Origin of the sequence: Pseudomonas paralactis (assembly GCF_001439735.1) — a bacterium.
Classification (GTDB): Bacteria; Pseudomonadota; Gammaproteobacteria; order Pseudomonadales; family Pseudomonadaceae; genus Aquipseudomonas; species Aquipseudomonas paralactis.
The window spans coordinates 293,192-308,750 of record NZ_JYLN01000001.1; the positions used below are offsets into that span (position 1 = coordinate 293,192).

Annotated in this window: 23 protein-coding genes and 1 tRNA gene; 9 read left to right on the forward strand and 15 right to left on the reverse strand. The window is 54.3% G+C overall.

The window, feature by feature from the left end:
* Nucleotides 1-138 precede the first annotated feature (138 nt).
* Both TX23_RS01315 and TX23_RS01320 read right to left on the reverse strand, forming a co-directional pair.
* Nucleotides 139-561 (reverse strand): phage regulatory CII family protein, encoded by a 423-nt coding sequence (locus TX23_RS01315; RefSeq protein WP_057700698.1) that lies wholly within the window; start codon nt 559-561, stop codon nt 139-141.
* Between the two features lie 89 nt (nt 562-650).
* A complete protein-coding gene (locus tag TX23_RS01320; protein WP_008431880.1) occupies nt 651-887 on the reverse strand; it encodes a transcriptional regulator in 237 nt (78 codons plus the stop codon).
* 98 nt (nt 888-985) lie between these two features.
* On the opposite strand from TX23_RS01320, the gene TX23_RS01325 reads away from it, so the two are divergent.
* Entirely contained in the window at nt 986-1,411 is a 426-nt protein-coding gene (locus TX23_RS01325; protein ID WP_057700699.1) for a helix-turn-helix domain-containing protein, read from the forward strand.
* 53 nt (nt 1,412-1,464) lie between these two features.
* Here the strand turns inward: TX23_RS01325 and TX23_RS28130 are convergent, their stop codons facing one another.
* From TX23_RS28130 to TX23_RS26730, 5 genes are all read right to left on the reverse strand, one after another.
* Nucleotides 1,465-1,659, reverse strand: coding sequence for a hypothetical protein (locus TX23_RS28130; protein ID WP_057700700.1), 195 nt, complete (start codon nt 1,657-1,659; stop codon nt 1,465-1,467).
* Nucleotides 1,656-2,387 (reverse strand): zeta toxin family protein, encoded by a 732-nt coding sequence (locus TX23_RS01335; protein WP_057700701.1) that lies wholly within the window; start codon nt 2,385-2,387, stop codon nt 1,656-1,658. Before TX23_RS01335 ends, TX23_RS28130 begins: the two co-directional genes overlap by 4 nt.
* Nucleotides 2,388-2,548: 161 nt before the next feature.
* On the reverse strand, nt 2,549-3,379 hold the full coding sequence (locus TX23_RS01340) for a phage antirepressor KilAC domain-containing protein (protein ID WP_057700702.1): 831 nt from the start codon (nt 3,377-3,379) through the stop codon (nt 2,549-2,551).
* Nucleotides 3,376-3,687: a DUF3077 domain-containing protein gene (locus TX23_RS01345; protein ID WP_082629542.1), complete on the reverse strand. Its 312-nt coding sequence runs from the start codon at nt 3,685-3,687 to the stop codon at nt 3,376-3,378. The genes TX23_RS01340 and TX23_RS01345 overlap by 4 nt, the downstream gene beginning before the upstream one ends.
* Nucleotides 3,688-3,753: 66 nt before the next feature.
* Nucleotides 3,754-3,918, reverse strand: a complete 165-nt coding sequence (locus TX23_RS26730) for an Arc family DNA-binding protein (RefSeq protein WP_082629543.1) — start codon at nt 3,916-3,918, stop codon at nt 3,754-3,756.
* Nucleotides 3,919-4,051: 133 nt separating this feature from the next.
* On the opposite strand from TX23_RS26730, the gene TX23_RS01355 reads away from it, so the two are divergent.
* Nucleotides 4,052-4,483 (forward strand): helix-turn-helix domain-containing protein, encoded by a 432-nt coding sequence (locus tag TX23_RS01355; protein WP_057700705.1) that lies wholly within the window; start codon nt 4,052-4,054, stop codon nt 4,481-4,483.
* A 308-nt stretch (nt 4,484-4,791) separates the two neighbouring features.
* On the opposite strand, the gene TX23_RS01360 is transcribed toward TX23_RS01355, so the two are convergent.
* The gene (locus TX23_RS01360; protein WP_057700706.1) at nt 4,792-5,793 is read right to left on the reverse strand and encodes a hypothetical protein; all 1,002 of its coding nucleotides are present in this window, start codon (nt 5,791-5,793) and stop codon (nt 4,792-4,794) included.
* 258 nt (nt 5,794-6,051) lie between these two features.
* Between TX23_RS01360 and TX23_RS28720 the strand changes: the two genes are divergently transcribed.
* Complete coding sequence (locus TX23_RS28720) at nt 6,052-6,468, forward strand: topoisomerase DNA-binding C4 zinc finger domain-containing protein (protein WP_407071373.1); 417 nt, start codon at nt 6,052-6,054, stop codon at nt 6,466-6,468.
* A 119-nt stretch (nt 6,469-6,587) separates the two neighbouring features.
* Nucleotides 6,588-7,127 carry a hypothetical protein gene (locus TX23_RS01365; RefSeq protein ID WP_057700707.1) on the forward strand — a complete coding sequence of 180 codons (540 nt, stop codon included), beginning with the start codon at nt 6,588-6,590 and terminating at the stop codon, nt 7,125-7,127.
* 286 nt (nt 7,128-7,413) lie between these two features.
* On the opposite strand, the gene TX23_RS01370 is transcribed toward TX23_RS01365, so the two are convergent.
* The 3 genes from TX23_RS01370 to TX23_RS01380 form a co-directional block, all read right to left on the reverse strand.
* Complete coding sequence (locus TX23_RS01370) at nt 7,414-7,632, reverse strand: hypothetical protein (protein WP_057700708.1); 219 nt, start codon at nt 7,630-7,632, stop codon at nt 7,414-7,416.
* 207 nt (nt 7,633-7,839) lie between these two features.
* A complete protein-coding gene (locus TX23_RS01375; RefSeq protein WP_157243893.1) occupies nt 7,840-8,406 on the reverse strand; it encodes a uracil-DNA glycosylase in 567 nt (188 codons plus the stop codon).
* A 130-nt stretch (nt 8,407-8,536) separates the two neighbouring features.
* Complete coding sequence (locus TX23_RS01380) at nt 8,537-9,031, reverse strand: hypothetical protein (protein WP_157243894.1); 495 nt, start codon at nt 9,029-9,031, stop codon at nt 8,537-8,539.
* 765 nt (nt 9,032-9,796) lie between these two features.
* Here TX23_RS01380 and TX23_RS01385 point away from each other — a divergent pair.
* The 5 genes from TX23_RS01385 to TX23_RS01400 all read left to right on the forward strand — a co-directional run bounded on the left by TX23_RS01385 (nt 9,797) and on the right by TX23_RS01400 (nt 12,281).
* The gene (locus TX23_RS01385; RefSeq protein WP_057700711.1) at nt 9,797-10,018 is read left to right on the forward strand and encodes a hypothetical protein; all 222 of its coding nucleotides are present in this window, start codon (nt 9,797-9,799) and stop codon (nt 10,016-10,018) included.
* 49 nt (nt 10,019-10,067) lie between these two features.
* Entirely contained in the window at nt 10,068-10,301 is a 234-nt protein-coding gene (locus tag TX23_RS01390; RefSeq protein WP_057700712.1) for a CopG family ribbon-helix-helix protein, read from the forward strand.
* Complete coding sequence (locus TX23_RS28135; protein ID WP_167346915.1) at nt 10,298-10,465, forward strand: hypothetical protein; 168 nt, start codon at nt 10,298-10,300, stop codon at nt 10,463-10,465. The genes TX23_RS01390 and TX23_RS28135 overlap by 4 nt, the downstream gene beginning before the upstream one ends.
* A complete protein-coding gene (locus tag TX23_RS01395) occupies nt 10,458-10,805 on the forward strand; it encodes a hypothetical protein (protein WP_057700713.1) in 348 nt (115 codons plus the stop codon). Before TX23_RS28135 ends, TX23_RS01395 begins: the two co-directional genes overlap by 8 nt.
* Nucleotides 10,806-11,084: 279 nt before the next feature.
* The gene (locus tag TX23_RS01400; RefSeq protein ID WP_057700714.1) at nt 11,085-12,281 is read left to right on the forward strand and encodes a tyrosine-type recombinase/integrase; all 1,197 of its coding nucleotides are present in this window, start codon (nt 11,085-11,087) and stop codon (nt 12,279-12,281) included.
* 69 nt (nt 12,282-12,350) lie between these two features.
* Here the strand turns inward: TX23_RS01400 and TX23_RS01405 are convergent.
* The 4 genes from TX23_RS01405 to pheT all read right to left on the reverse strand — a co-directional run bounded on the left by TX23_RS01405 (nt 12,351) and on the right by pheT (nt 15,539).
* Nucleotides 12,351-12,427 (reverse strand) — tRNA-Pro (locus TX23_RS01405).
* Nucleotides 12,428-12,517: 90 nt separating this feature from the next.
* Nucleotides 12,518-12,874 carry a MerR family transcriptional regulator gene (locus TX23_RS01410; RefSeq protein ID WP_003174972.1) on the reverse strand — a complete coding sequence of 119 codons (357 nt, stop codon included), beginning with the start codon at nt 12,872-12,874 and terminating at the stop codon, nt 12,518-12,520.
* Nucleotides 12,855-13,157 carry an integration host factor subunit alpha gene (gene ihfA / locus TX23_RS01415; protein ID WP_002553164.1) on the reverse strand — a complete coding sequence of 101 codons (303 nt, stop codon included), beginning with the start codon at nt 13,155-13,157 and terminating at the stop codon, nt 12,855-12,857. The genes TX23_RS01410 and ihfA overlap by 20 nt, the downstream gene beginning before the upstream one ends.
* A 3-nt stretch (nt 13,158-13,160) precedes the next feature.
* Nucleotides 13,161-15,539, reverse strand: coding sequence for a phenylalanine--tRNA ligase subunit beta (pheT, locus tag TX23_RS01420; protein ID WP_057700715.1), 2,379 nt, complete (start codon nt 15,537-15,539; stop codon nt 13,161-13,163).
* Between the last annotated feature and the right edge of the window lie 20 nt (nt 15,540-15,559).

A 15,559-nucleotide genomic window follows, 5' to 3' on the forward strand; every position in this document is an offset into this window, starting at 1 on the left:
CTCTGCAGTTGTGTAGTCCTGATCACACAGGACGATTAGATGAGCCCGGTTCCCGCCGGGTTTGTTGCTTTCTGCACCGGGCAAAAATCATTCTCCGCCCGTTTTATTCCTCTGTTACCTAGCCGTTCGGATAGGTAATCACGCCGCTTTGACGGACTCTTCCAGCACCAGCAAGCTCTGACGGACATGGCCAATTTCCTTCTGGATGTTCGCTTTCTCGAAGGGTGAAACGCGGCCATCTGCAAGGGCGTCATGCACGAGACGAGAAACATCTCCGTACTCAGCCGCGAGATGCACCAGAGCCTCGATGAGGTTCTTGCTCGCCGGCCGCGCCTGAGGCACCAGGGCATAGCCCAATGTGTTGGCCAGGTGTTCCAGCGGTTCAATGTTCTTGCTGTGCACCAGGATCTGGAGAAATTGCTCCAGGTTCAGGCGGTGCGAGTCATCATTTGGGTTGCTGCGATTGAGCAATGCGGTGTGGCTCATACCCATCAGGTGAGCCAGTTGCTTTGGCCCCGCCTCCAGAACTGCTTCATGTATTGCGCGGTGTACCTGTTCCATTTCGGGAAACCTCTTCGTGGTTGTCGTGGCGGAACGTTCAGCTCAGGGCGAAGATATGCGCCCTCAATCAGGGCTTCTTTTAATCGGGATTAAAGATTTGGCTCTTGGCCTGAATTGCGCAGATAGGCCCAGTCGACATCGGGCCGGAGCTCTTCACAGGTCACCGCCCTGCTCGACTCTCGTTCAAGATTGATGGCGAGGCCTGGGCCTGCTCGGCGGAAGCCATGAGCGATCTGTTTAAGGTTCCCGGCACTGGTGCCGCTGCGCTTGGCCAACGACTCCACCGAAGGTGTGTCGAGGGACCGGATGAGTTCGAGTAGCGTCATGTTTGTCTCCGAAAGAAGCCAAGATTACATTTTGCTAATCCCAATAGCAATAGCATTTTATAATTTACTGTTTGCTAACGCAGGGACACTATTCGCCTATGGATATCAAAACTCTTCGGGTCGACGCGCTGCGGCGTGTCATCGGCCCACTCAGCCAGAAAGACTTCGCCGACCAGCACGATCTGGACGCTTCGTATTTGTCACAGATCCTCAATGGGCACCGTTCATTGGGTGAGAAAGCGGCGCTCAACCTTGAGAAGAAAATCGGGCTCACGCCTGGTGTGCTGGTCAACCCGAACGGGCACGGGCCAGCATTGATCGAGGGTGAGTACACTCGTCAGGATGTGGTGCGAGAGGCCGCGTCTGCCTACCAGGCCCTTCAGGACAAGGCTACGCCGCGGGCAGTTGCGGTTATTGAGAAACTCGCCAGGGCCGCGGCGAAGGGAAGACTCAGGGAGTCGGACTTGGTTCTGCTTGAGGGCATAGCCGCCCTGCTTGAGAAGGCCAACGCTGAAAAGCCTTGAGCCAGATGCGAAAAGCCCAGCGCAAGGCTGGGCTTAAGGACACGGATATGGAATTACCGAGGTTTTACAGTAAGGATTTCGCCGGGCTTCGCTGAGCGGATCACTTCCCTCTGCTCCTCAATGGCTGCACTAGCTGCCATGTGATAAACGGCTCGCCTTTCCTCCACGGACCCGTGGCGGAAAAAATCAGACATTTTCGACGAACCATGAATCTTCGTCGAAGCGTCTGCTGCCTTTTCGCCTTTCATTGGGATTCTCCGTTCAAAATACGTTCAAGCTCGTTTTGATCATAGGGCTGGCTGACAAACACGTCAATTTCGTCAGCCGAAAGGTCAATGCCGATATCCTCGTTTCCTCCATCGTTGTCTTTGATGATCACATCCACCTGCAATGCATCCTGGAATTCACGTTTCAGCGCGCACACAGACATTTTTGCAGCATAAAACTGTCTGACAAACTCAGGGCAAGGAATATTCCTTCCGTCTTTTTTCTCTCTCGCGAGAACAAACTCCCACGCAAGCTCAGGACGCTGGTACACGTAAATTACTTGGGCAGACCTGTTCTGCTTATCAAGGGCCCGCGAGATGTTTCGTCGCGCCACTTCAAGATTCGCAAGAGTCCCATCCAGCAGGAACGATTGACGTTGCTGGTAAACCAGATCCAGGGTTCGCTCAACAAATGTTGTCACGCCACGCTGGAAAAGGCTGGAGTTTCGGCCCGTATATTCGGGAAAATAGTCTCTGAAATCGTCTGGATCGATTCGTAACGCGTTCGATCCACCAGCCTGCATCATCCCAATAAATGCCCTGGACACTTCGGTTTTCCCTGCGCCTGGCGACCCAGCCATGAATACAGAGACGGGGTACTCATCGCTCGGATAAGTCTCCAAACAAGCCAACTCCCGGGCGATGCGGGTTCGGTTTTGCTTTGCAAATACCACAGCGCGTTCAGAAACGGCTTGTTCTTCCTGCGTCATGGGCTCATCCCTCAAAATAGAGGCAGGACTTTAACACTCGTTATCCTGCCAGGCATCCATCGTGGTGAAGGCGTCAGACAGGCCGACCCCCGCTGCTCGACCACCAATATAAATCCTCCCCCTCAAACAAAGCCCGGCGCTGGGCCGGGCTCTCTTCATTGCTACGCCAACAAGTCTGCGTCTCGCTCCCGCCACAGAGCTTCAAGCTTCGTCAGGCCCTTCCCAGTGATCAACGTGGAGCACGTTGGGATCGTGCCGTCGATTGGATGCTCGAAGGTGCCCAGCTTCACATCAAGCAGGCCGGCCTCGATCTTCGCCTGATACGGCTCGTTCGAACGGGTCACCCACCCCTTCTGCCGCATGAACTGCAGCAGCCTGGTGCGGCCAGTGCCAATGATCTTGGCAGCCTGGGCGGCGTTGTACTTCTTGTGCGACACCACCACCATGTCGTGAAAGGCCACCTTGGGAGCGTCCTGCTCCACCTTCACTTCCAACTTGTGGTTTTCGATAGCGAGGGCAGCGTTCTGTTCTTCCAGATCGGCAGCCAACCGCAACGCATCAGCGCGGGTTTGAGGCACTGAAAAACCTTTCCCACGAACAAGCCCCCAAAAAGCTTTAACGAGGGTCTTTTTGAACTCGCGAACGACTGGCCCGTTACGCATGTAGGTCATGATCAGTGTGGACTGCTGCTCATTGAGCACCGCGTACTCGGTTGCCTTAGCGAAGCCACCCTGCGGAAGAGATGAACCCTTCTGGATTTCAAATCCGATAGGGCCAAATTCCTGAAGGTCCCCCTGATAGGTACGCACCAGCTTAATGACACTGGCATGGTCGACCTTGCAACCTTTGGCGATTGCCAGGGTGGTTGTGACCGCCTCACCATCTACAACAGCGACTATTCCAATAAAACCTGTCCGCGCCACATTTTGCGATTGCAGAAAACGTGGCGCACCATCAGAAGACCGCTCGGATTGAATGGAGATAGTGTTCATCGTGCTTTCTCCAGACCTTCAACGACGGAGTCGATAGCCGCCTTAGCAGACTCGACCGCCATGTGTAGCAACCATGCTTGGCTTGGAGTAACGATGAGCTCTGCCATTCCCGCGTCCTCCAGCGCCGACCTCACGCTATGAAGAACGCAAGATGCCTGATTCAAAGCATCGACAGCAGGAACGCCTGGACAAACGCTGTACAAATATTGTCGCTCAACGTTGCAGCGGACGAATGAAAGCGGAACGGTCACCGGCCCCTTGAAGGCGCCAGCATTGAGTTTTTCGTTTACTTCGGTATGCTTATTCATGACGATTTCTTCCTCGAAGCTGATCTCGTTAATCCCAACCCCAGCGCCGGCCAGCGCTGGGGTTTTTTATGCCTGGCTGATTTGCTCATCTTCACGTTCCAGGGATTTTCTCAGCCGGAATACAATTTCGCTGCTGAGGCTGCGTCCATTCTCAACTGCCTTTTTTTCAAGGAGCTCTCGCATCACCACAACTATACGAACGCCAACTACCTTCTTTTCTGCGCCTTTCATGAAGCTTCCCTCGTTGTCTGAGCGTTGACTTTATTGTTCCTTGTTGCCTTTGTAAAGCAACATGTTGCTTTTTTTGCATGTACACGCCTAGCCGTGTACTTTTATGGCTTTACTTGCACTGACGGAGCATGAATTGGACGCATTGTTTGGCAAGCGGTTAGCCCGAGCTAGGGCAGCGGCCAACATGACACAGCGGGAACTGGCAGGCGCTGTCGGCATAACTTGGTCTCAGATTTCTCGCTACGAAGCCTCGAAGGCAAAACCGCGTCTCGGGGTTCTACTCAAGCTTGCCGAGGCATTGGGAGTGACAGCGGAGGAGCTATCCGGCGAAGGCAGTGATGACGAAGGCCGTGAAATTACCTTGATGCTTAAAGCCTCAGAGGAAAAAGCAATTGAAGACTTTGCTGCCAGAGAAGGCATCTCGTTTGAGCAGGCGGTAAACAAGATAGTCGCGGCCGGCATGAAGGACCGTATGGACAGAAACCCCGATTTGATGACGCAGTTGGAGGCTGAGATTCCTGGCGGCTATGCCAAGCTCCTTGAGATGCTCGGCAAGAAGACTTAGACGTTCTCCATATCCAGTTGTGGTGATCCTCATAACTGGATCAAATGAGTCAAGTGCGGTCCGCCGGTTTTCGAACGTCTATACGAATCGATGTAATGCACCGCCTCTTTTCAGAGTTTTCTCAATATTTTTCGGACAGAATCGCGCGAAATACTTATAGATTGTGGCACTCACCAATTGCTTCGAATGATCATTCAAGTCGGTCATGCTGTTTCCTGCCATTGATTGGGACTGGAAACAGATTGAGGCTTAAGCGCACCGTCAGACAGACCTGACATACTGACATGACACTATGTCAGGTTGTTATGTCAGGCTTTTGGAAGATCATCGGGCTTGATGGCTGCGGCTAGTTCGGCGAGCTTCCTAGCGTTCTCGCCTGTCCGGGCGGCTAGGAATGTAGCTACTGTCTTTTGGATGCCGTAGGGTGCCGGCTTGGATCTGTCGTGATCGTTCCAATGAGCCAGTGCAGCATCCCTCATGGCCTCGAGTTGCTTAGTTGCGTAGGGAAAGTACAAGCCACTGACTAATTCAGTGACCTGGGGTGGGAGGCGCTCGTGGGAATGACGTTTCCGTAACTCCTGGGTCAACCCTTCGATGAGTTTGTCACCAGCTCGAATCTTTTCTATATAGTCAGTTAATTGCCGGTCCAAAGCCGTAACCATTCGTTCGGCCTGCTCCGCACGCTCCTGCATAGCTACAAACTCTTTGTGGTCATGCATGAGCATATTTTTCATATCGACCAGAGCTCTTTTGCCATCTTGGGCACGTCGTCCTTGAAGCTCGGCTTCGACCGCTTCTCGCGCTGCTTTTTCTTGCTCAAGCTGCAGCCGCAGATCTTCAAGCCGTGCAGTATCAGGCTGTTCGGGCACTTCGTTAATTCTAGCGGCCAAGACTTCAATGTCAGCAGGCTTGAAATACACAGGATAGCCATTCTCATCTTCCGTGATGGCCTCCCAGTAGTCATAGTCAGCGACAAGAGTTATCTCGTTGTCGTATGGGTCTGGCTCATACCGCGCACCCTCAAGACTAAATCTGCGCTTCTCCGGTTTGCCATTTTTTTTGTCAGCTTTTCTAAGAGTTTCGATACCAAGAACTAGCTGAAAACCACGGCCGATAACATCTACTTCGAATCCCTCATCGTTAATGTAGTAGCCCTTCAGCCCGAGTGCCTGGATATAGGCGTCACACTGCTTCGAAAACACCAGCTTCGATAATTCCCCCTCACCTATGGGCGACCCCGTGAGCTTGCCGAGCCAATCCACAGCTTGAGCCAAGTCAACCCAATCCAGAAGGCGATAAATACGCTCCATTTCTGCGCCCTCCTCAGGGTTCATTTTTGAAATAGGTTGTCTGATTGAAAGGCGGTGGAACCACCTCGCATACACTGGCTATCCAACCAGCGATGGCACTCAGTCTAACCAGCCCGTTAGCAAAATGTAATAGCCCTGCGGCGCATCCGAGGAACACACCCAAAATGACTGGGCACGCAGGCGTTGAGGCCGGCACTTGGGGTTGGTGGAGTCAGCAAACCGCTGATAAGGCACGGAGCCAGCATGAACAAAAAGGACATGAGCCGTAGGGCGCTGTTGACGCTCGCACTGCTCACCATAACCACGACGACTCTTGCTCGAGGCGGGCACGGCGGTGGCAGAAGCTCTGGGCGCGGACGAAGCTCAGGAAGGGGCGGTGGAGGTGCCGGCGGATTCATATTCTTACTGATCATTGGGGCCGGGATAGCCATCTATTCCTTCTTCAGCGTCCGATCTGAAGCCCGGGATCGCAGAGAGCGCGAGGCAGCCCAGGCTTTACTTCCTCCGAAGTCACCCGCTTCAGACTGGGCGCAGCTCGGGCTTTGTCCACTTTGTGGAAGTAACGTCGTTCAGCGAACTGCGAGGAAGGGACGCTACAAGGGGAGGGAATTTTTTGGCTGCTCTAGATACCCACGATGTTTAGGCATACGGAAGACGACACCGGTATCACCATAACGCACTGTGAACGTACTGAGCACTCCCCAAGGGTATTGACTCTCCAGACTGGAATTCTCCAGCAATGCAGGCTATTAATATGCCACTACCATTGAATAGCATAAAAACGGAGCCTCACAATGGATCAGCTTTCAAAGTTCTTAACAAAAAACCCCGTGATAGTCGTCGCGATGTTTTTTTTCACATTTTTTGCAACCGTTGCAGGCCTTCTCGTTAGCTGGGACGTCCTTTATAAAGATTACCTATCACATACTGTAACGATACCAATCTGGCTCACATTGCTAGTAGCATTTGCAATATTCTTCGGATGGATTTTATATGGAACGCGAAGGAGAAAGCTTAAAGACGCACCTCTAGAACTAATAGCTGATAAGTTATTTGGCGTTGAGCGTGTACTAACCAGTGGCAAAAAATTTGTCAGCTGCAAATTCAATGGCACCGAGATTGTTATTGATGGCCAAGCCAAAATTGGATTTGAAAGCTGTAGCTTTATTAATTCAAGATTTACTTTTGCCGGTGCCGCTGCGCAAACAATGGCTGTACTGAGCGGAATGTATAGAGACCCTAGTTTTCAACCAATGATTGATGAAACCTTTCAAAATGTGAAATCCGGCGATTTCTCCATCTCCCCTTCTCCCTCAGGCAAAAGAGAACGATAGAAAATCCAGATAGTTAATACTATATTTTTCCCATTTTCTGAGAACGCGGTATAGCTGGCTAAGGGTCCGAGGCAATATATGTTAAGGAATATAGCAACTGCTACAAAGATCAAATTGCGAGGCGCCGGCTATCGACCTGTGTACCGCGTTGAGGACGAGCGGATTGTTATCCTGGTGCTGACCGTCGGTGAGCGCAAGCGAAGCTCCGTGTATGAGCAGGCGGGGGAATGGTAGCTCCTCAACGAAAAGCCCGCACATCGGCGGGCTATCAACGGTTGCTGCTTGATCAATCCGGCCCTTGTGCCCTCAACCTAGCCAGGCCCTGCTTGATATGTCCGGCGTTCTCGCCGATCGTCTCCAGGGCACCGCGCACGTTGCCGCCAGCCTCGACGCTGCCTTGGCGTTCGACGAGCAATGTCAGTTCCATCAGCGCCTCTTCCAGGGCAAGCTGGTTCTCGTAGATTCGTTCAAGCGTGTCAGGAAGTGAGTATTGTGGGGCGGGCATGGCTTCGACTCCGTTCGAGGGCATAGAAAAATGCAGCTTAGGTAAACACTGGCGTGATTGGCAAACTCCAGGCAAAGAAAAGCCCGCGATGGGGGATAGCGGGCTTAAAGGTGTTCATGAGGAGCTGGTGGAACCATAGGCGCTCGATTGTGAAAGGAATCTGAAGGAACAGATACACGACGCCCAGCGCTGGCTGGGCCCTGCAAGTCAACCTTGCTGTAAATATGCGCGGACCTGGCGAAGGGTTGTAAGAATCTTTTCGCGGTTACCGATTGCGTTATTTACATATAGCGAGCTCGGGTGGGCGCAAATGAACAGCTTCAGATCGGGCCGGACGGAGGCTATGGCAGCTGCAGCCCTCTCTGCCTTTCTCCCCAGTAAAACGACAGCCCGTAGCTTTGGTAGCAGTACCAATAATTGAGGCAGCGGTTGAAGCCCTGCCTCGAGATCTAGAGGGGTGGCGGCTCGTATTTTCGTGCCCGTCCCGATGTACCAAGGCACGACATTCCAAAGCACTGTGTGTTTGCGATCAATGCCGGCCTCGACCCCGAGCTCAAACATATTCTTCGCGGTTTCGTCAGGGTTGTTGCGTGAAATAAAACCCGAGGCTACCGCTTTTGCCCCTGGTGCCTCCAGCAGGAATAACGCTCCAGCGTCGACACCTCCATCCCAAGGATCAAAATAGGGGATTCCCGCACTTAGTCCGGCACTCTCGCGAAGCTGATCAACAAAATGGGTCAATGGGTAAATATGGGCTTCGCTGAGTTGCAGCATACGGCAGGCCTTCGCCTCTCGGCAACGAAGCATCTTGGGAAGGTCTACGAGCATGTTGAGTTCTCGGATAGAGCGATTGAGTGGGAAGGTGCAGAACAAGAAGCCCGGTGCTGGGCCGGGCTTTCTTAAGTTACTTCTGCTGCGCAGGAGGTGTTGAGGGCGGAGGAATAGCAACCCTATGTGCCTGCGTTGTAATCGTTTCCGATGCACTGGTCTGGTCACTTTTGCCTAACTGGAAGGCGCCCAGCATATTGGATGTAAGTGCTGTATTGAATCCAGCTACACCGAGCACGATTGCTAGCACAGTCGAGACAGCAGTCACTATGAGTGTAGTTTTCATAGAGCTGATGCTGGACTTCGTCTCTCCGTTATCCTTGCTGATTTGAGCAAGAACAGCGTCTAGACGCTTATCGCGCTCAACCTGCACAGCAAGAAACCCTTCGATTTTTGCCGACACGGATTCAACCCGAGCATCCATCTTTACTTCCATGGTCTCGAGTTTAGCGCTGAATTCTTCTCGGGTTATCTCACTCATTTTTTCATCATGCACTGGAATTAACGGATCGTCTACCACAGCAATTCCGGCTGCTCCCTCAGTACTCCACGGACCACTAACGACACTCACGGCGCTACTTCCTCGGGATTTTCAGCTATCCATGCGTGTACTCGTCGGCAAGAAATTTGCCGTATAGAACCACAATTGTTGCAGCTCGATAGATAGAAGGGGTGAGCGAGCTCGTGGGAGCTATGCCCCATTCGATAAATAGCAAGCTCTTGCTCAACACCTTTCAGCCCTGGTCGACCATCAAATAGCCACCCAGCATCTTGTCCACATTGGGGACACGTGATTACGGGGAACGCAAACTCAAGAAAACGAAGAATTTGACCAAATTTCAATTTGAATTGCTGCAGATCGTCGGATGACGCTGCAATGCCGTTGGTCTGATGCTCCATAGGTAAATCTCTTTAGCAAAAAGTAATTAACAGCCAGTCCCATCTATTCCTGTCTGCCTCCCACAACCTTTCCCACCGCACTTCATCCGCATAACCCGTCCCATAGTGCTATGGCATCAGCATCACTACACGCATTTTTGCGAGCTGCCCAAGTCTAGACAGCGCAGCTCTAGATTGAAGGCGATATCTTCGATGCTATGGCGCGCTTGATTTTCAGAATTTAGCACCATTACTTCGCCACTACGAGACAGCCCAGGCGAGTTTTATTTCGGTATGTGAATTAGCAAACTGAAATCACAAAAAACAATTTGCTAATTTATTTAGCTATTGCTAATTTACAGCCACTCCTTCGCCACCTCATGGCGAAACAAGAGCACCTCAATTTTTTGCGAAAGCCAACAACGCGGCGGGCCCTTGCTCGCCCTGGAGAAAGTGAATGTCCCGTAAACCCATCACACCGCTTCAGCTATTCAAGGTGATGATTTCCATCCTGCTCTACACCACAGCCTCTGGCGCATGGTTGCTTTTTGCCGCCAGCGACCTGATCAGCAGTTCCTCGGATTTCGACGTGGCTGCGGCTTTCTTCGGTACCGCAGTCTGGCTCATTGCGAGTGCCTGCTTATTCCTCCTCGTCACCACGCCGAAATCAGGCGAATAACCCCACTCATTCAGCTCCCAATACGTAGGGAGCTCGCCAGGAGATCATCATGACCACCAACCAATACGATTCCCGCACCGCAGACAAGTTTGTGGTGCGACTGCCTGACGGTCTGCGCGCCGACATTGAAGCGGCTGCGAACGCCTCGGATCGCAGCATGAACAGCGTATTCATCCAAGCCGTGCGCCAGTATCTGGACGGACAGAATCGCCAAACCTTGCTACTGGACGCACTGGCAAATGCCGGCGCCCCGCTCCCGCCTGCTGCGAGTTCGGGCCAATGAGCCGCCGCAACGGACAACTGGGCGAGCGCCTGATAGAACTGTTCAACGCCCTGCAGCGCCGAGAAACCACCTTCGGCCAGATCTACGCCATGTCCGCATCGTGCGGCATCGACGCGCGCAAGGTGCTGGCAGACCACTTTCAAGGTGGTGAACTCCATGGCTAAGACAGTGCTGCGGGTGCGCCTTGATGGCGTCGCGTTCTACATGAACACCGAAACCTCTTCGCCTGGTACCGGACACCGAAACAGGTTTCGCTTGTTCAAGACAGAAAACTACGGGCGCGACAAATCCGGCTGGATTCAGGTGGGTTCTATGGCTGGCCAGGAGTTGTTGGAAATAGAAGATGAAGGCGCCTTGCTGAAGGCGTGTGAAAAGCTGTTCACCAGCAAAAGGCCACACCAATACGGCCTCCATGGCGCGATACGCGGCAAGCCTGGAAAATGGGAGGGCGAAGCCTTTCCCGTCAGGAAGTCAGTGCAAGCCACCTCCTCCATCGACCAGTGATGACTCCATGGCAAAGTCAACCGCATTACCCACCAAAGAGACCGCGCCGCGCTTCCTAAGAGCGTCAACTGCCCCTGCGTACCTGGGCATGTGCCGGGAAGAATTTAACAAAACCGTTCGGCCTAACGTCCGCGAATTCCCCATTGGGAAACAGGGCATTGGCTTCGATCGGATCGAGTTGGATCAGTGGGCAGATTCCTGGGCTGAGTCCATGGCAATTGAAAAGCAGGCCAATGAGGACAACAATCTGCCCCGCAGTGGGCGCCAAGGAGCAAAACAATGGCGCGAAAAACAATGTCGGGCCTCTATCAGAGGAACGGGATTTGGCACATCGACAAAGTCGTCAGAGGTTGCCGACTTCAAGAAAGCACTGGAGCAAGCGAGAGGGAAGAAGCAGAGCAATACCTGATTCACCGGCTGGAAAAGCTCAGGCAGGAAAAGGTTTACGGAGTTCGCCAAGTGCGAACCTGGCGTGAGGCGGCCACCCGGTTCTTGGTGGAGTTCAAGGATCAGGCATCAATCGGTCTATCCGCCTCACACATTGAGCAGCTGGACCCGTACATTGGGGATCTACCAATCACCCATATAGATGACGGAACCCTGGCTGCTTTCAAACGGGACCGGCAGAAGCCGACCATGAACGACAAGGGGAAGGTAAAGCCAGGCGTATCGAACCGGACGGTCAACATTGCTTTGCAACGTGTCGTTCGGATCTTGAACCTGTGCCACAGGAAATGGCGAGACGCAGAGAAGCGGCCGTGGTTGGATAGCGTGCCGATGATCTCGATGCTGGAAGAGGCGAAGTCAAGCAGGAAGCCCTACCCGATGTCCTGGGCGGAGCAATCAACACTGTTCTCGGAGATTCCGGATCACTTGTTGCGGATGTCGCTTTACAAGGTGAATACCGGGTGCCGAGAGCAGGAGGTCTGCAAGCTTCAATGGGATTGGGAGATTCGAGTGCCGGAACTGGGAACAAGTGTCTTCCTGATCCCTGCCGATTTTGGTGGGAGAAGTGAAAAATCTGGCGTGAAGAACGGCGACGAGAGACTGGTGGTGCTGAACAAGGTGGCGATGTCGGTCATTGATGGTCAGCGCGGCCTTAGCTCAAAGTACGTCTTCCCCTATGGGCAGCCGGACGAGCGCGGTCCGACTCCAATGCATCGGATGAATGACACGGCGTGGAAGAAGGCCAGGGTGAGAGCAGCCGCGAAATGGGAGTTGGAACACAAGTCGCCGGCACACCCTGGGTTCAGATCAATTCGGGTTCACGACCTCAAGCACACCTTTGGGAGAAGGCTGCGTGCAGCAGGGGTGACACTGGAAGATCGGAAGGCGCTCTTGGGGCACAAGAATGGCAGCGTTACCAGCCACTATTCTACCGCAGAGCTTGAGCAGTTGATCACGGAGGCAAACAAAGTGTCAGCGACGGATTCACGCGGGCCGGCACTGACAATCTTGAGGAGGAAAACGGGATGAACCCCCGCAAAAGTCCCTACGCATGAAAAAGCCGAACTGGTTAGAGTTCGGCTAAGTCATTGAAAAATATGGTCGGGACGGAGTGATTCGAACACTCGACCCCTAGCACCCCATGCTAGTGCGCTACCGGACTGCGCTACGCCCCGACTAGGCGTGTTACTGGGTTCGCTTCTTAACGAAGCGAACCGGAATATACCGCAAGCTTTTGAAATGTGGAAGTATTTTTAAAGCTTGAATCATTTCTTCAGCACCACCAGTACATCTTCCAATTCGGAGATCATCTGGCGGATCAGTTGCTTGTACTGGGTGGTGTCGTCTTTGGCTTCATCACCGGACATACGCTGGCGTGCGCCGCTGATGGTGAACCCCTGGTCGTAGAGCAACGCGCGGATCTGTCGGATCATCAGCACGTCCTGGCGCTGATAATACCGACGGTTCCCGGTGCGTTTGACGGGGTTGAGTTGAGGAAACTCCTGCTCCCAATAGCGCAGCACGTGCGGTTTGACCGCACACAGCTCGCTGACTTCACCAATGGTGAAGTAGCGCTTGCCTGGGATGACGGGTAGCTCGTCGTTATGACTTGGTTCCAGCATAAGCCTCAACTCGGGCCTTCAACTTCTGCCCTGGACGAAAGGTGACCACACGGCGAGCCGTGATCGGGATTTCTTCTCCCGTTTTTGGATTGCGGCCAGGCCGCTGGCGTTTGTCTCGCAGGTCAAAATTGCCGAAACCGGACAATTTGACCTGTTCGTTGTCTTCCAGAGCGTGGCGGATCTCTTCAAAAAACAGCTCGACCAATTCCTTGGCCTCGCGCTTGTTCAGACCCAACTCTTCGTACAGACGTTCCGCCATCTCAGCTTTCGTCAAAGCCCCCATACGTCACTTCCTTAACGTGGCGTTCAACCTTTGTTCGAGCGAGGTGAGGATATTTTGCGTCGTGGTATTCACCTCATCGTCATTAAGAGTGCGCGATGGATGCTGCCAGGTCAAGCCGACTGCAAGGCTTTTTCTATGCGGATCAATGCCTTTACCCTGATAGACGTCAAATAGCCTGAGGTCTGTCAGCCATTCCCCTGCATTTTCACGGATTACATCCAGAACGGCAGTGGCGGCGACGTCACGGTCGGCGATCAGGGCCAGGTCGCGGCGCACTTCAGGGAAGCGCGACAACTCGCTGAATTTAGGCATCTTGCCCGACGCAACTTCAGCCAAGACTAGCTCAAATACGAAGACTGGACGGTCCAGCCCCAACGTTTTCGACAGTTCCGGGTGAATGGCGCCGACAAAACCTACCAGGCGACCTTCACGCTCGATGCGCGCAGTCTGGCCCGGATGCAAGGCTGGGTGGCTGCCCGGCATAAAGGTAAAGGCATCCAACGCACCGGCAAAGCCCAGTATTGCTTCCACATCAGCCTTGACGTCGAAGAAGTCCACCACGTCGCGGCCCTGTGCCCAACCTTCCGGCAAGCGACTACCGCAAACCACGCCAGCCAGCATCGGCTCTTGCTTGAGGCCATCGAGTTGACCGACAAAACGCAGGCCGCTTTCGAACAGGCGCACGCGGTCTTGCTGGCGGTTCAGGTTGTGGGAAAGCGCCTTCACCAGGCCCGGCCACAACGACGAACGCATGGCGGCCATGTCGTTGGAAATCGGGTTGGCCAGCAGCAACGGTTCAACACCTGGGTTGAACAACTCGAACTGCTTTGGATCGATGAAGCTGTAAGTCACGGCTTCCTGGTACCCACGGGCCACCAGCAGGCGGCGCAGCTCAGGCAAATGCGCACGCGCTTCAGCCTTGGGTTGCGGCGCCAGGCGCGCTTGCGGGTAGCGAACCGGTAAGCGGTTGTAGCCATACAGGCGTGCCAGCTCTTCGATCAGGTCGACTTCCAGGCTGATGTCGAAGCGATGGCTAGGTACTGCAACCTGCCACTGCCCTTCCCCATTCGAGGAAATACCCAGGCCAAGAGCGGACAGCAGTTGCTCGATTTCAGCCGGCTCGATGACCAGGCCGAGCATTTGCTCAACGCTTTTGGCACGCAAGGTGATCGGCGCAATCGACGGCAGGTACTGTTCGCTGACGGTTTCGGTGATCGGGCCGGCTTCGCCGCCGGTGATGTCCAGCAGCAGGCCGGTGGCGCGCTCCATGGCTTCACGGGCGAGCTTCCAGTCTACGCCACGCTCGTAGCGGTGCGACGCATCGGTGTGCAGGCCATAGGAACGGGCCTTGCCAGCGATCGCGATCTGGTCGAAGAACGCGCTTTCAAGGAATACATCACGGGTGGTCGCGGATACACCGCTGTGCTCGCCCCCCATCACGCCGGCAATCGCCAGGGCGCGAGCGTGGTCGGCGATCACCAAGGTGTCGGCACGCAGGCTGACTTCCTGGCCATCGAGCAGCACCAGCTTCTCGCCTTCTTCGGCCATACGCACGCGGATGCCGCCGTTGATTTCGGCGAGATCGAAGGCGTGCAACGGCTGGCCGAGTTCCAGCATCACGTAGTTGGTGATGTCGACGGCGGCGTCGATGCTGCGCACGTCAGCGCGACGCAGGCGCTCGACCATCCACAGCGGGGTTGGCTTGGACAGGTCGACGTTACGGATCACACGCCCCAGGTAACGCGGGCAAGCGTTGGGCGCCAATACTTCAATCGAGCGGACTTCGTCGTGTACCGCCGGCACGGCAGCAACCACTGGACGAGTGACAGGCGCGTTGTACAGCGCACCCACTTCACGGGCCAGGCCAGCCAGGGACAGGCAGTCGCCGCGGTTGGGGGTCAGGTCGACCTCGATGCTGGCGTCTTCCAGCTCCAGGTAAACACGGATGTCCTGACCCACAGGCGCGTCAGCCGGCAACTCCATCAGGCCATCATTGCCCTCACCTACCTGCAACTCAGCCTGAGAGCACAACATGCCGTTGGACTCAACACCACGCAGCTTGGCCTTCTTGATCTTGAAGTCGCCAGGCAGTTGGGCACCAATCATGGCAAACGGGATCTTCAGGCCCGGGCGCACATTGGGCGCTCCGCACACGACCTGAAAGGTTTCCGCGCCATTGCTGACTTGGCACACACGCAATTTATCGGCATCCGGGTGTTGCTCGGTGTTCAGCACCTCGCCCACAACCACACCGCTGAAAACACCGGCGGCCGGGGTAACGCTATCGACCTCAAGACCGGCCATCGACAGACGCGCAACCAGCGCGTCGCGATCTACCTGCGGGCTTACCCAGCCACGCAGCCATTGTTCACTGAATTTCATCCTGCTCTCCTAAAGATTCG

Excerpts from the sequence above, each read along its gene's own strand:
- TX23_RS01395 (WP_057700713.1), top strand. The coding sequence starts at position 10,458 with ATGGCTAAGACAGTGCTGCGGGTGCGCCTTGATGGCGTCGCGTTCTAC.
- TX23_RS01410 (WP_003174972.1), bottom strand. The coding sequence starts at position 12,874 with ATGCTGGAACCAAGTCATAACGACGAGCTACCCGTCATCCCAGGCAAG.
- ihfA (WP_002553164.1), bottom strand. The coding sequence starts at position 13,157 with ATGGGGGCTTTGACGAAAGCTGAGATGGCGGAACGTCTGTACGAAGAG.
- pheT (WP_057700715.1), bottom strand. The coding sequence starts at position 15,539 with ATGAAATTCAGTGAACAATGGCTGCGTGGCTGGGTAAGCCCGCAGGTA.
- TX23_RS28720 (WP_407071373.1), top strand. The coding sequence starts at position 6,052 with ATGAGCCGTAGGGCGCTGTTGACGCTCGCACTGCTCACCATAACCACG.
- TX23_RS01390 (WP_057700712.1), top strand. The coding sequence starts at position 10,068 with ATGACCACCAACCAATACGATTCCCGCACCGCAGACAAGTTTGTGGTG.
- TX23_RS01345 (WP_082629542.1), bottom strand. The coding sequence starts at position 3,687 with ATGAATAAGCATACCGAAGTAAACGAAAAACTCAATGCTGGCGCCTTC.
- TX23_RS01370 (WP_057700708.1), bottom strand. The coding sequence starts at position 7,632 with ATGCCCGCCCCACAATACTCACTTCCTGACACGCTTGAACGAATCTAC.
- TX23_RS01365 (WP_057700707.1), top strand. The coding sequence starts at position 6,588 with ATGGATCAGCTTTCAAAGTTCTTAACAAAAAACCCCGTGATAGTCGTC.
- TX23_RS01360 (WP_057700706.1), bottom strand. The coding sequence starts at position 5,793 with ATGGAGCGTATTTATCGCCTTCTGGATTGGGTTGACTTGGCTCAAGCT.
- TX23_RS28135 (WP_167346915.1), top strand. The coding sequence starts at position 10,298 with ATGAGCCGCCGCAACGGACAACTGGGCGAGCGCCTGATAGAACTGTTC.
- TX23_RS01375 (WP_157243893.1), bottom strand. The coding sequence starts at position 8,406 with ATGCTGCAACTCAGCGAAGCCCATATTTACCCATTGACCCATTTTGTT.
- TX23_RS01325 (WP_057700699.1), top strand. The coding sequence starts at position 986 with ATGGATATCAAAACTCTTCGGGTCGACGCGCTGCGGCGTGTCATCGGC.
- TX23_RS01385 (WP_057700711.1), top strand. The coding sequence starts at position 9,797 with ATGTCCCGTAAACCCATCACACCGCTTCAGCTATTCAAGGTGATGATT.
- TX23_RS01400 (WP_057700714.1), top strand. The coding sequence starts at position 11,085 with ATGGCGCGAAAAACAATGTCGGGCCTCTATCAGAGGAACGGGATTTGG.
- TX23_RS28130 (WP_057700700.1), bottom strand. The coding sequence starts at position 1,659 with ATGAAAGGCGAAAAGGCAGCAGACGCTTCGACGAAGATTCATGGTTCG.
- TX23_RS01335 (WP_057700701.1), bottom strand. The coding sequence starts at position 2,387 with ATGACGCAGGAAGAACAAGCCGTTTCTGAACGCGCTGTGGTATTTGCA.
- TX23_RS01320 (WP_008431880.1), bottom strand. The coding sequence starts at position 887 with ATGACGCTACTCGAACTCATCCGGTCCCTCGACACACCTTCGGTGGAG.
- TX23_RS01315 (WP_057700698.1), bottom strand. The coding sequence starts at position 561 with ATGGAACAGGTACACCGCGCAATACATGAAGCAGTTCTGGAGGCGGGG.
- TX23_RS01340 (WP_057700702.1), bottom strand. The coding sequence starts at position 3,379 with ATGAACACTATCTCCATTCAATCCGAGCGGTCTTCTGATGGTGCGCCA.
- TX23_RS26730 (WP_082629543.1), bottom strand. The coding sequence starts at position 3,918 with ATGAAAGGCGCAGAAAAGAAGGTAGTTGGCGTTCGTATAGTTGTGGTG.